General features: G+C 53.7%; 10 protein-coding genes and 1 pseudogene. 5 read left to right on the forward strand and 6 right to left on the reverse strand.

Going from position 1 to position 12,697, the window contains the following annotated elements; all coding sequences use genetic code 11:
• Positions 1-27: 27 nt before the first annotated feature.
• A pseudogene (locus FDW88_RS09755) lies at positions 28-591 on the reverse strand (TnsA endonuclease N-terminal domain-containing protein); the annotation flags it as partial.
• A 114-nt stretch (positions 592-705) separates the two neighbouring features.
• Positions 706-1,935, reverse strand: a complete 1,230-nt coding sequence (locus FDW88_RS09760; RefSeq protein ID WP_137362471.1) for an NAD(P)/FAD-dependent oxidoreductase — start codon at positions 1,933-1,935, stop codon at positions 706-708.
• A gap of 229 nt (positions 1,936-2,164) precedes the next feature.
• On the opposite strand from FDW88_RS09760, the gene pitA reads away from it, so the two are divergent.
• Positions 2,165-3,664: an inorganic phosphate transporter PitA gene (gene pitA, locus FDW88_RS09765; protein ID WP_096759191.1), complete on the forward strand. Its 1,500-nt coding sequence runs from the start codon at positions 2,165-2,167 to the stop codon at positions 3,662-3,664.
• A gap of 66 nt (positions 3,665-3,730) precedes the next feature.
• Here the strand turns inward: pitA and uspB are convergent, their stop codons facing one another.
• Positions 3,731-4,066: a universal stress protein UspB gene (gene uspB / locus FDW88_RS09770; RefSeq protein WP_096759190.1), complete on the reverse strand. Its 336-nt coding sequence runs from the start codon at positions 4,064-4,066 to the stop codon at positions 3,731-3,733.
• A gap of 393 nt (positions 4,067-4,459) precedes the next feature.
• Here uspB and uspA point away from each other — a divergent pair, with 393 nt between their 5' ends.
• Positions 4,460-4,897, forward strand: coding sequence for a universal stress protein UspA (gene uspA, locus FDW88_RS09775; RefSeq protein ID WP_003023368.1), 438 nt, complete (start codon positions 4,460-4,462; stop codon positions 4,895-4,897).
• A gap of 292 nt (positions 4,898-5,189) precedes the next feature.
• Positions 5,190-6,662, forward strand: coding sequence for a dipeptide/tripeptide permease DtpB (gene dtpB / locus FDW88_RS09780; protein ID WP_137362472.1), 1,473 nt, complete (start codon positions 5,190-5,192; stop codon positions 6,660-6,662).
• A 45-nt stretch (positions 6,663-6,707) separates the two neighbouring features.
• Here dtpB and FDW88_RS09785 read toward each other — a convergent pair whose 3' ends face one another.
• The gene (locus FDW88_RS09785; protein WP_137362473.1) at positions 6,708-7,211 is read right to left on the reverse strand and encodes an Rrf2 family transcriptional regulator; all 504 of its coding nucleotides are present in this window, start codon (positions 7,209-7,211) and stop codon (positions 6,708-6,710) included.
• Between the two features lie 230 nt (positions 7,212-7,441).
• Between FDW88_RS09785 and FDW88_RS09790 the strand changes: the two genes are divergently transcribed.
• Entirely contained in the window at positions 7,442-8,641 is a 1,200-nt protein-coding gene (locus tag FDW88_RS09790) for an NAD(P)/FAD-dependent oxidoreductase (protein WP_137362474.1), read from the forward strand.
• Positions 8,642-8,752: 111 nt separating this feature from the next.
• Here FDW88_RS09790 and rsmJ read toward each other — a convergent pair whose 3' ends face one another.
• Together rsmJ and prlC are read right to left on the reverse strand one after the other, a co-directional pair.
• Complete coding sequence (gene rsmJ, locus FDW88_RS09795) at positions 8,753-9,502, reverse strand: 16S rRNA (guanine(1516)-N(2))-methyltransferase RsmJ (RefSeq protein WP_137362475.1); 750 nt, start codon at positions 9,500-9,502, stop codon at positions 8,753-8,755.
• 8 nt (positions 9,503-9,510) lie between these two features.
• Positions 9,511-11,553 carry an oligopeptidase A gene (gene prlC / locus FDW88_RS09800; protein WP_096759185.1) on the reverse strand — a complete coding sequence of 681 codons (2,043 nt, stop codon included), beginning with the start codon at positions 11,551-11,553 and terminating at the stop codon, positions 9,511-9,513.
• A 214-nt stretch (positions 11,554-11,767) separates the two neighbouring features.
• On the opposite strand from prlC, the gene FDW88_RS09805 reads away from it, so the two are divergent.
• The gene (locus FDW88_RS09805) at positions 11,768-12,610 is read left to right on the forward strand and encodes a 23S rRNA (adenine(2030)-N(6))-methyltransferase RlmJ (protein ID WP_096759184.1); all 843 of its coding nucleotides are present in this window, start codon (positions 11,768-11,770) and stop codon (positions 12,608-12,610) included.
• Positions 12,611-12,697 lie beyond the last annotated feature (87 nt).

Below are 12,697 nucleotides of genomic sequence, written 5' to 3' on the forward strand. Positions count from 1 at the left end.
ACTAAATCAGTAAGTTGGCAGCATCACCGCCCAGCAAATGTTTTTACCGACGACGTTATTGAGTTCCGAGCCAACATAAATTTGAAACTCAACATCAATCAACTGCCAAAACATCCTCTCTATTTCAAGTTTTTGGGCTTCGCGTTCAGGTATGCTCTCGTTATGTTTTACTGCTATAGCTTTGTATCGAAGTCCGCCTTCAGGAGTTCTCAAGGTCAGTAAAAAATCGGTTGTCATAACATTCAGAACTTCGACAGGTACTCCTCTTACTCCCCTCACCATAGGATGTTGAAAATGTAGATGATTTGCTATTTGTTGGGTAAGCCGGAGAGGAAAGAGTGGGAATTGTTCCCGGATATCAATCACCGAGTCATTAAACTCAGCCAGATAGAAAAAGTTACTTTCGACAGAAGAAAGGAGATGATGGTTTCGAAACGTCTTAAGGCCAAAGACTATCGAACGGTTTCCACGGGATTTAACGTCCTGAGCTCTAAGCCAGGGCTGATAACTTTGGCCATAGCCCACTCCTATGCCGTCACCTAGCGCATTTTCATAATCCAAATAGGATTTGAGACGCCTACCCCTAGCCATGATCGTACCCTAAAAACGACATTGATACGTACCTATATGTGCATTTTATAGTCTCCAACCCTATAACCACACATTCAGTAAGTATACAACATTAGCGTCGTTTTTTGAGAATGGTTACAACTTTAGTGCTTTGTGTACAACTTTATTGTCCTCGGACAACACTAAATCCTGCGCACACGCCCAGGCGCTCGACCATGCCCACTGGAAGTTATAACCACCCAGCCAGCCGGTGACGTCCATCACTTCGCCAATGAAATAAAGGCCCGGTACTTTGCGGGCTTCCATGGTCCGTGAAGACAATTCGTTGGTGTCTACTCCGCCCAGCGTCACCTCTGCCGTGCGATACCCTTCCGTGCCGTTTGGCTGCACGCGCCATTCGGTCAGCGTTTCCACCAGCGCTTGTTGATCGCGTAGGTTAAGCTGCTTCAACGTCACGTCCGGGATTTGCCCCAACTGCTGCAAACACTCCACCAGTCGCTTCGGTAATTGCATCGCCAGCGTGTTCTTCAGACTCTGATTGGGATGCGCGCTGCGCTGTTCATCAAGGAAGCTTTCGAGGTCAACATCTGGCAACAAATTAATGCTGACAAATTCACCCGGCTGCCAAAAACTCGAAATTTGTAAAACGGCCGGGCCTGACAGCCCACGGTGCGTAAAGAGCAGGTTTTCACGAAATACGGTGCCGTCCTCGGCGGTAATGACAGAGGGAACAGACACGCCGGAGAGCACCTGAAGCTGGTCAAGCAGCGGCTTATGCAGCGTAAAAGGCACCAGACCCGCACGCGTTGGCAGCACATTCAGGCCAAACTGTTCGGCAATTTTATAACCAAATGGCGTCGCACCCAGACCCGGCATAGAAAGCCCACCGCTGGCAATCACCAGTTTCGTCGCACCAACGGTTGCGCCGTTGAGCTCCAGCGTAAAGCCCTCATCATCCCGTGCAACGCTCAGAACTTCGCTACGTAAGCGCATCGTAACGTTACCTTTTTCGCATTCCGCTACCAGCATATCGACTATTTGCTGCGCGGAGTCGTCACAAAAAAGCTGGCCGAGCGTTTTTTCATGCCAGGCAATGCCGTGTTTACCCACCAGATCGATAAAATCCCACTGGGTATAGCGCGCCAACGCTGACTTACAGAAATGAGGGTTTTGACTCAAATAAGCCGCAGGCTCGACATAAAGATTGGTAAAGTTACAGCGCCCCCCGCCAGACATGAGGATCTTGCGCCCGGGCTTTTTACCATTATCAATAAGCAGTACTCGACTTCCTGCTTGTCCTGCCTGCGCGGCACAGAACATACCCGCTGCGCCAGCGCCTATAATAACGGTATCAAACCTTTCCACGTTGCGATCCTCTCTAAAAAGCGGGCGTGAATTGTAAAGATTCCTCAGTGGCCGCACCAGCACCAAACCATCAAAAATAGGTATTTATCTGAATTCTATAAGATAATTCTTTAGTGGTGTCATACAAAGCAGGAGACAAATCAAAAAAACTCTATATTTCACTTTGCCCGCGCCGCCAAAGTCACTGATAATGCGCCGCGTTCATGTCCTCAAAATGGCGTAACGTCCTATGCTACATTTGTTTGCTGGCCTGGATTTACATACCGGGCTTTTACTCTTGCTTGCTTTGGCTTTTGTTCTGTTCTACGAAGCAATTAACGGCTTCCATGATACAGCCAATGCCGTCGCTACTGTGATCTACACCCGTGCCATGCGTTCGCAATTGGCGGTGATCATGGCTGCGGTGTTTAACTTCTTTGGTGTTTTGCTGGGCGGTCTCAGCGTAGCGTATGCCATCGTGCATATGTTGCCAACGGATCTGCTGCTCAACATGGGTTCATCACATGGCCTCGCCATGGTGTTCTCTATGCTGTTGGCGGCAATTATCTGGAACCTGGGTACCTGGTACTTTGGTTTGCCTGCATCCAGCTCCCACACGCTGATTGGCGCGATTATCGGTATTGGTTTAACCAATGCGTTGATGAATGGCACATCGGTCGTGGATGCACTTAACATCCCGAAAGTGATGGGTATTTTTGCCTCTCTTATCATCTCGCCGATTGTCGGCCTGGTGGTTGCAGGCGGCCTGATCTTTTTGCTGCGTCGCTACTGGAGCGGTACTAAAAAACGTGCCCGTATTCACCTGACGCCAGCAGAGCGTGAAAAGAAAGACGGCAAGAAAAAGCCGCCATTCTGGACGCGTATCGCACTGATCCTCTCCGCAATCGGCGTGGCGTTCTCTCATGGCGCAAACGACGGGCAGAAAGGCATTGGTCTGGTCATGCTGGTACTGATTGGCGTAGCACCTGCCGGTTTCGTGGTGAATATGAACGCTTCCGGTTACGAAATTACCCGTACCCGCGATGCTATCAATAACGTCGAAACCTTCTTCCAGCAACGTCCTGACCTGCTCAAGCAGGCGACCGGCGTAGACCAGTTGATTCCGTCACCGACGGAAACAGGTACAGCGACGACGACAGAGTTCCATTGCCACCCGGCTAATACCATTAACGCGCTGGAACGTGCGAAAGGTATGCTGGCGAATCTGGAAACCTACGACAAGTTAAGCGTTGAGCAGCGCGGACAACTGCGCCGTATTATGCTGTGCATTTCCGATACCACCGATAAGGTCGTGAAACTGCCTGGTGTAAGCAACGACGATCAGCGTCTGTTGAAGAAACTGAAAACCGACATGCTGAGCACCATTGAGTACGCTCCGGTGTGGATCATCATGGCCGTTGCGCTGGCTCTGGGCTGCGGTACGATGATTGGCTGGCGTCGCGTGGCAACCACTATCGGTGAGAAAATCGGTAAGAAAGGCATGACCTATGCTCAGGGGATGTCGGCGCAGATGACGGCCGCCGTCTCTATCGGTCTCGCCAGTTATACCGGTATGCCAGTTTCCACCACCCACGTACTCTCCTCTTCCGTTGCGGGTACGATGGTCGTTGACGGTGGCGGCTTACAGCGTAAAACAGTGACCAGCATTCTGATGGCCTGGGTCTTCACCCTGCCTGCGGCGATTATTCTTTCCGGGGGGCTGTACTGGCTCTCCCTGAAGCTTATCTAAGCGAATGCGCAATAAAAAAGCGGGCCTGCAAACAGGTCCGCTTTTTTTTTTACGCTGTCATCAGCTTCAGTGCCAGATAATCAGCGCAACCATACTGATTAATACCAGGCCACATAACGAACTGGTGAGAATGAACTGACCGCGCACGCGCTCACAGCGGCGAATAAACTCATCATCATGATGATCGCGATAGCGCTGGGCGTAGATATACCACACCAGACGCATCTGCTTGTTGGGTTGCCCATGCGAGGTAAAAAAGCCTCCGCCATCAACATACTGGTAAAGCAATGGATCGCAACCACGAAGTACCACTAACAGTGCGCGCAACGACGAGAAATAGCGCGCCATATTAACAATGCAAACGACACACAAAGCCCAGAATAACGCAATGGTGCTTATCATACCCCCTCCCCGGCGACCCGCCCACGGAGTTCCTCTCCGGGACTACCGCTCCCCGATACCCTACCAAACTATGCAGTGAAGAGTGCTACCGAAACCGCTCGTGTTAGTGTCACGCATCCGAGCGCCTCTCTAGATAGTGTAGGAGATTAGTTAATTTTTTTGCCAGAAGGTTAATCACTATCAATACAATTAACTGAAAAATTTGTTTAACTACTTGGCAATCAAGGTGGATTGACGGATTATCCTAGTCGCTATAATGTAAGGATAGTCCCTATAGGGTACGTCTTTACGACTGGGCTAGCCCCGCGCGTAAGGTCCGCAGGATGCGGATGACGCGGCGGCAAACGATCGCCAGAAGGCTAGTCATCGACAACTTATGGAAGGAGTAACACTATGGCTTATAAACACATTCTCATCGCGGTTGATCTTTCTCCGGAAAGCAAAGTTCTGGTTGAAAAAGCGGTCTCTATGGCGCGGCCTTACAATGCAAAAGTTTCCCTTATCCACGTTGACGTAAACTATTCCGACCTGTACACCGGGCTAATCGACGTAAATCTGGGCGACATGCAGAAACGCATTTCTGAAGAAACTCATCACGCGTTAACCGAACTGTCCACCAACGCAGGCTACCCTATCACCGAAACCCTGAGCGGTAGCGGCGATCTGGGTCAGGTTCTGGTTGATGCCATCAAAAAATACGATATGGATCTTGTCGTGTGCGGCCATCACCAGGATTTCTGGAGCAAGCTGATGTCCTCTGCGCGCCAGCTGATCAACACTGTTCACGTCGACATGTTGATTGTCCCGCTGCGAGATGACGAAGAAGCATAAAATGCTAGCTGTCGGGGGGTAACCCGCCCCGCTGTAAACATTTAAGCCTGTAAGCGCCCGCCTGTGCGGGCGTTTTTGTTTTTGTACCTTGCGTGAAAATTATTGCCTATCAGTACATCAATCCAACAAATAAATCATAATTAGTGTGATCAACTAATTGGATCGAAAACTATCTCTATAATACTCTACCCGCGCGGCCTATCACCGCAGTCTATAACAAAATAAGACTTTTTCGGCGCGTTTTAGAATACGCGTTCATACTTTTCGGGATGGCTTTGAAAGGCGAAGGAATATGAATACACGAGCACCTACGGGCTTGCTGCAGCAACCTCGTCCGTTCTTCATGATCTTTTTTGTAGAATTATGGGAACGATTTGGCTATTACGGCGTTCAGGGCATCCTGGCGGTATTTTTTGTTAAACAACTCGGCTTCTCTCAGGAACAGGCGTTTATCACCTTCGGTGCGTTTGCCGCGCTGGTGTACGGCCTGATATCCATTGGCGGCTACGTTGGCGACCACCTGTTGGGCACCAAGCGCACGCTGGTTCTCGGCGCTATAGTGTTAGCCATTGGCTATTTCATGACCGGAATGTCGCTGCTGAAACCCGACCTGATTTTTATTGCGTTGGGTACCATCGCCGTAGGTAACGGGCTGTTTAAAGCTAACCCGGCAAGCTTGCTGTCAAAATGCTATCCGCCAAAAGACGCCCGACTGGACGGCGCCTTCACCCTGTTTTATATGTCGATTAACATCGGCTCCCTGCTGTCGCTGTCGCTGGCGCCGGTCATTGCCGATAAGTTTGGCTATGCGGTGACTTACAACCTGTGTGGCGCGGGACTTATCGTTGCACTGCTGGTCTATTTTGCCTGCCGTGGCATGGTGAAGGATATCGGTTCTGAGCCGGACCATAAGCCGCTGGTATTCCGCAATCTGCTGTGTGTACTGGCCGGTACCGTGGTGATGATATTCGTGTGCGCCTGGTTGATGCACAACGTGAAAGTTGCCAACCTGGTGCTGATCGTCCTGTCGATTATCGTCACCATCATCTTCTTCCGTCAGGCATTCAAACTGGATAAAACCGGGCGCAATAAGATGTTCGTGGCCTTTATCCTGATGCTGGAAGCGGTGGTATTCTACGTGCTGTACGCGCAGATGCCGACATCACTGAACTTCTTTGCCATCAATAACGTACACCATGAAATTCTCGGCTTCGCCATCAACCCGGTGAGCTTCCAGGCGTTGAACCCGTTCTGGGTGGTGCTTGCCAGCCCGCTATTGGCGGTGATTTATACCCGTCTGGGCAGCAAGGGCAAAGACCTGACCATGCCGATGAAGTTTACGCTCGGTATGTTCCTGTGCTCGCTGGGCTTCCTGACCGCGGCTGCCGCAGGTATGTGGTTTGCCGATGCGCAGGGGCTGACCTCGCCGTGGTTCATTGTGCTGGTATATCTGTTCCAGAGTCTGGGTGAGTTGCTGATTAGCGCCCTGGGGCTGGCCATGGTCGCCGCGCTGGTGCCGCAGCATCTGATGGGCTTTATTCTGGGGATGTGGTTCCTGACCCAGGCTGCAGCGTTCCTGATGGGTGGCTACGTGGCAACGTTCACCGCGGTACCGGAAAACATCACCGACCCGCTACAGACGCTGCCTATCTATACCAACGTCTTTAGTAAAATCGGTCTGGTCACGCTGGCCGTCACGGTAGTGATGGCGATTATGGTGCCCTGGCTGAACCGGATGATTAATACGCCGAGTACTGAACAGTAATACGCCGTGCCCGATACGCCTTGCGCTATCGGGCATTTTTAGTGGTTATCCTTTGCGTGCGTCGATCCAGTCCTGCACTTCTACGACAAACGTATCCGGTGCTTTGCGATACATCTTACGCGCCAAATCCAGGATCGTGTGCTGACCAAGCGCCTCTTCCATACGCTGCTGCGCCATATCCATCACTGAGCGCACGCCGCAAATCCCTTCACAGGCCCACTCCGGCGGATGTTCCTCAAAGACCGCTAAGCGCTGGCGGATTTCACGGCATTCGAAGATGCGCTTATCGCCGTCAATGGCATTGACCACGTCCAGCACCGTGATGTGCTCGGCGGGCCTGGCGAGCTGAAAACCGCCGCCCTTTCCTTCACTGCTGCGCACCAGTCCGGCCTTCGACAGACGGGTGAAGATCTTCGCCAGATAGTCATGCGGCACGCTTTGTAGCTCAGCAATTTCCCGTACGCTCATATCCCGCGCATCCCCCTTACTGTCAACCATACACATCAGGCTATGGATGCCGTACTCAACCCCGGAACTGTAGAATGCCATGTTCTTATCTCAGCCAAAATGAATCTGAGTTATTGTAACTTTTTCGGCCTGCACATTCCAGATACTCAGAATTCACCCGCTCATAAATAAAATTTAATTCATTAAATATCAAATATATAAACACAATTTGACAGGCAAAGAAGCGCTTTTACAGGAAATCACATTGCAATCTTTAACTGCGACCAATAAAATCCGAGTAAATAATTCATAGTCACCAGTGAGAAACGCCAATGCGTAAAAAAACTCTGATCGTGGGCGCCGGTTTTGCCGGTATGTGGGCAGCATTAAGCGCCGCACGACTGGCGGATAAACATCAGCAGTCCATTGATATTACTGTTATTGCGCCGCAGCCAGAGCTGCGCGTGCGCCCGCGTTTTTATGAGAATGATGTCCAGACGCTGGTTGCGCCACTGCAGCCGCTGTTTGATGTCACCGGTGTGAACTTCCTGCGCGGCACGGTTACCCAGTTGCTTCCACAATCTAAAGAAGTGAGCTGGACGGACGCGACGGGCCAAAAACAACTTCTCAGCTACGACCGGCTGATTCTGGCCAGCGGCAGTGAAGTTAATCGCAATAGGGTTGCCGGCGCTGCGCAGCACGCCTTCGACCTCGATCAGCTGGAAAGCGCAACCGTACTGGAGCAGCATCTGAAAGATCTCGCGCACAGACCAGAAAGCGAGGCGCGCAATACCGTGGTGGTCTGCGGTGGCGGCTTTACCGGGATCGAAATGGCGCTGGAATTACCGGGTCGCCTGCGCGACATTCTCGGTGCTGATGCTAAGACCAGAGTAGTCGTAGTTGAACGCGGCCCGCAACCGGGTGCACGCTGGAGCCAGGAGCTGCGCGATGTGATCGCCGAAGCCTCCGCTGAACTGGGTGTGGAATGGCGGGTCAATGCAGAAGTCGAAAGCGTGGATGCGTCCGGCGTGACGCTGAAAGACGGGCAGACGATTGCATCACAAACCGTTATCTGGACGGTCGGCGTGCAGGCAAACGGCTTAACGGCACAGATCGACGCCCCGCGCGATCGTCAGGGCCGTCTGCATGTGAGTGCGCATCTTCAGGTTGTGGGCCACGAGGATATCTACGCGACGGGTGATGTCGCCTGGGCCGCCACTGATGACAAAGGCAACCACGCCTTAATGACCTGCCAGCACGCGATTCTGTTGGGTAAATTCGCCGGGAACAATGCCGCTGCCAGCCTGTTAGATGTGATGCCACTGCCCTATCGCCAGGAAAACTACGTCACCTGTCTGGATCTGGGCGCGTGGGGCGCGGTGTACAGCGAAGGCTGGGATCAGCAGGTGAAACTGACGCGCGCAGAGGCGAAGAAACTGAAGCGATCAATCGTCAGCGAGCTGATTTATCCACCGAAAGCGGACCGTGCAGTCGCCTTTGAGATTGCCGACCCGCTGGCACCGTTTGTGTAATTGATATTGCCGGATGTCAGCGTACTCGCAAGGCTGCGCGTAGGCCCGATAAGCGCAGCGCCATCGGGCAGCAAACCATGCCGGATGGCGACGCGACGCGTGTTATCCGGCCTACGGAGTTCCGGCATAAATATCAAACCGGTGCCCTTTGGTCACCACCGCGTTCTGCGTTGCCACCTCCGCCAGCGGCGGGGCATAGTCCGGGCGCTTGACCACCACGCGTTTAGTGGCTAACTGGCGCGCAGGCTCCAGCAGGCCATCGGCATCTAAATCCGGCCCCACCAGCGACTGAAACACGCGCATCTCTTTTTTCACCAGCGCGCTTTTCTGCTTATGCGGGAACATCGGGTCGAGGTACACCACCTGCGGGCGTGGGGTGATATCGGTGAGCGCCGTCAGGCTGGATGCATGAATTAACTGCAAACGCGCCTGCAACCACGGGCCAATTTCCGCATCGGCATAACCGCGCGCCAGGCCATCGTCGAGTAACGCCGCCACTACCGGGTTACGTTCCAGCATCCGTACGCGACAGCCCACGGAGGCCAGCACGAACGCATCGCGTCCCAACCCGGCCGTCGCGTCCACCACGTCCGGCAGATAATCGCCTTTCACGCCAACGGCTTTCGCCACCGCTTCACCGCGACCGCCGCCAAATTTGCGCCGGTGGGCCATCGCCCCGCCAACAAAATCAACGAAGATGCCGCCGAGCTTAGGTTCATCGCGCTTGCGCAGTTCCAGATGCGCCGGTGTCATCACCAGCGCCATCAGATTGTCTTCATCGTGTTCCAGTCCCCAGCGAGCAGCCAGAACAGATAAGGCGCCGTCTCCGGCGCCCGTTTCATCCAGTAAACAAATTTTCACGCCAGTCTTCAGCCCTTGATGCCGTAATGGTCCAGCATCGCATCCAGTTGCGGCTCACGGCCACGGAAGCGTTTGAACAGTTCCATAGGCTCTTCGGAACCCCCACGGGTCAGGATGTTATCGAGGAACGACTGGCCAGTTTCACGGTTGAAAATCCCTTCGTCTTCAAAGCGGGAGAAGGCGTCCGCCGCCAGCACGTCAGCCCACAGGTAGCTGTAATATCCCGCCGCATAACCCCCGGCAAAAATATGGCTGAAAGCATGCGGGAAACGACCCCAGCTTGGGCCTGGCACCACGGCAACCTGTTTTTTGATCTCCGCCAGGGTGTCGAGAATTTTCGCCCCTTGCTGCGGGTTAAACTCAGCGTGCAGACGGAAGTCGAACAGGCCGAACTCCAGCTGACGCAGGATGAACAGCGCCGCCTGGTAGTTTTTCGCCGCCAGCATTTTATCCAGCAGTTCTTTAGGCAGCGGCTCACCGGTTTCATAGTGACCGGAGATAAACGCCAGCGCTTCCGGCTCCCAGCACCAGTTTTCCATAAATTGGCTTGGCAGTTCGACAGCATCCCACGGCACACCGTTGATACCGGAAACACCGGCCGTTTCGATGCGGGTCAGCATATGATGCAGGCCGTGACCGAACTCGTGGAACAGGGTAATCACTTCATCGTGGGTAAACAGCGCCGGCTTGCCGCTGACCGGACGGTTAAAGTTGCAGGTCAGGTAAGCGACCGGTTTTTGCAGCGTGCCGTCGGTTTTACGCATCTGCCCGACGCAGTCGTCCATCCATGCCCCACCGCGCTTGTTTTCACGCGCATAAAGATCCAGATAGAAGCTGCCGCGCAGTTCGTTGTGTTCGTCATACAGCTCAAAGAAACGCACTTCCGGGTGCCAGACGTCAACATCGGTACGCTCTTTGGCAGTGATGCCATAAATACGCTTAACCACTTCGAACAGGCCGTTTACGGCTTTGTTTTCCGGGAAATACGGGCGCAACTGCTCGTCGCTGATGCTGTACAGGTGCTGTTTCTGTTTCTCGCTGTAGTAGGCGATATCCCACGGCTGCAGCTCATCAACGCCAAACTCTGCTTTGGCAAAGGCGCGCAGCTGGGCCAGCTCTTTTTCACCCTGCGGACGGGCACGTTTTGCCAGATCGGTCAGGAAGTCGAGCACCTGCTGCGGGTTCTCGGCCATTTTAGTGGCGAGAGATTTAAAGGCATAGCTTTCAAAGCCCAGCAATTGAGCCAGCTCGTGGCGCAGCGCGAGGATCTCTTCCATCACCGGGCTGTTGTCCCATTTGCCCGCATTGGGCCCCTGATCGGACGCACGGGTGGAGTAGGCGCGGTACATTTCTTCACGCAATGCCTGGTTGTCGCAGTAGGTCATCACCGGCAGATAGCTCGGGATATCCAGCGTCAGCAGATAACCTTCCTGCTCTTTGGCTTCGGCCTGGGCTTTTGCTGCCGCCAGCGCGCTTTCCGGCATGCCAGCCAGCTCAGATTCGTCGGTGACCAGTTTGGTCCAACCCATGGTGGCGTCGAGCACGTTGTTGCTGTACAGGTTGCCAAGTTCAGACAGGCGGGTCGCGATTTCACCGTAGCGCTGCTGTTTTTCTTTCGGCAGGCCGATACCAGAAAGCTCAAAGTCACGCAGGGCGTTATCGACGGCTTTTTTCTGCGCGGTATTCAGAGTGGCGTAATGGTCACCTTCACGCAGATCGCGGTACGCCTGGTACAGGCCTTCATGTTGCCCAACCCAGGTGCTGTACTCAGACAGCAGCGGCAGCGTTTGTTCGTAGGCTTCGCGCAGTTCCGGGCTATTTTTCACCGAGTTCAGATGGCTGACCGGAGAGAAGATACGCCCCAGAACATCGTCCACTTCCGCCAGCCGCTGGCAAAGATTTTCCCAGGTGTATGGCGCCCCCTGCGCAACCACGCGCTCGACGTTTTCGCGGCAGTCGTTCAGCGCCTTAGTGACGGCGGGTACAACATGCTCCGGCTGAATTTTGGAAAACGGCGGCAGTTCGAAGGGAGTCAGCAATGGATTGGTCATTAGCGCAGTCCTGTAGAAAAGAGTGAATGAAGCGCGCATCCGGCGCTGTGCATATTATTTGTAGAATGGGGTTAAGTGTAGAGGATTTCAATGCCAGGCGTTGCGCTTTCGCGGCAGTGACGACTTTTCTGTATACTGTGGCGATACGCTCTATTTTCGCCCGATGGCACGCAGCTTATCGGGCCTACGTTTACAACCTGGAACACGTTTACCCATGCTCAGTTATCGCCACAGCTTTCACGCTGGCAACCACGCCGACGTCCTTAAACACACGGTTCAGAGCCTGATCATCGAGTCGCTCAAAGAGAAAGATAAACCGTTTCTCTATCTGGACACCCACGCCGGTGCGGGCCGTTATCAGCTGAGCAGTGAACGTGCTGAACGTACCGGTGAGTATCTGGAAGGCATCGCCCGCATCTGGCAGCAGGACGACCTGCCGGCAGAACTCGAGCCGTACATCAGCGTAGTGAATCATTTCAACCGTAGCGGTCAACTGCGCTACTACCCAGGCTCTCCGCTGATTGCCCGCCAGCTGCTGCGCGCGCAGGACAGCCTGCAGCTAACCGAACTGCACCCGAGCGATTTTCCGCTGCTGCGCTCCGAATTCCAGAAAGATGAGCGCGCGCGCGTGGCAAAAGCCGACGGCTATCAGCAGTTGAAATCGAAATTACCACCCGTCTCCCGTCGCGGGCTGATCCTCATCGATCCGCCATACGAAATTAAAACCGACTACCAGGCAGTAGTGGCCGGTATCCACGAAGGCTATAAGCGTTTCGCGACCGGCACCTATGCCCTGTGGTATCCGGTAGTCCTGCGCCAGCAAATCAAACGCATGACCAAAGAGCTGGAAGCGACCGGCATTCGCCGCATCCTGCAAATTGAGCTGGCGGTTCGTCCGGACAGCGATCAACGCGGCATGACGGCGTCCGGCATGATTGTGGTTAACCCACCGTGGAAGCTGGAACAGCAAATGAACAATGTGCTGCCATGGCTGCACCGCAAACTGGTTCCGGCGGGAACCGGACATACCTCGGTAAGCTGGATCGTACCGGAGTAATCGCAGCCATCGGTGGAACCTTTTGATTTCAGGTATACAATCGCGAATATTTTGGCGGAAGGCATAACGCTTCTCCGCCCTACAATG

This window comes from Citrobacter sp. wls829 (assembly GCF_005280825.1).
Classification (GTDB): Bacteria; Pseudomonadota; Gammaproteobacteria; order Enterobacterales; family Enterobacteriaceae; genus Citrobacter; species Citrobacter gillenii.

Bases quoted from the DNA above. Each gene is read 5' to 3' on its own strand.
- pitA (WP_096759191.1), top strand. From the start codon at position 2,165: ATGCTACATTTGTTTGCTGGCCTGGATTTACATACCGGGCTTTTACTC.
- uspB (WP_096759190.1), bottom strand. From the start codon at position 4,066: ATGATAAGCACCATTGCGTTATTCTGGGCTTTGTGTGTCGTTTGCATT.
- uspA (WP_003023368.1), top strand. From the start codon at position 4,460: ATGGCTTATAAACACATTCTCATCGCGGTTGATCTTTCTCCGGAAAGC.
- dtpB (WP_137362472.1), top strand. From the start codon at position 5,190: ATGAATACACGAGCACCTACGGGCTTGCTGCAGCAACCTCGTCCGTTC.
- FDW88_RS09785 (WP_137362473.1), bottom strand. From the start codon at position 7,211: ATGGCATTCTACAGTTCCGGGGTTGAGTACGGCATCCATAGCCTGATG.
- FDW88_RS09790 (WP_137362474.1), top strand. From the start codon at position 7,442: ATGCGTAAAAAAACTCTGATCGTGGGCGCCGGTTTTGCCGGTATGTGG.
- prlC (WP_096759185.1), bottom strand. From the start codon at position 11,553: ATGACCAATCCATTGCTGACTCCCTTCGAACTGCCGCCGTTTTCCAAA.
- FDW88_RS09805 (WP_096759184.1), top strand. From the start codon at position 11,768: ATGCTCAGTTATCGCCACAGCTTTCACGCTGGCAACCACGCCGACGTC.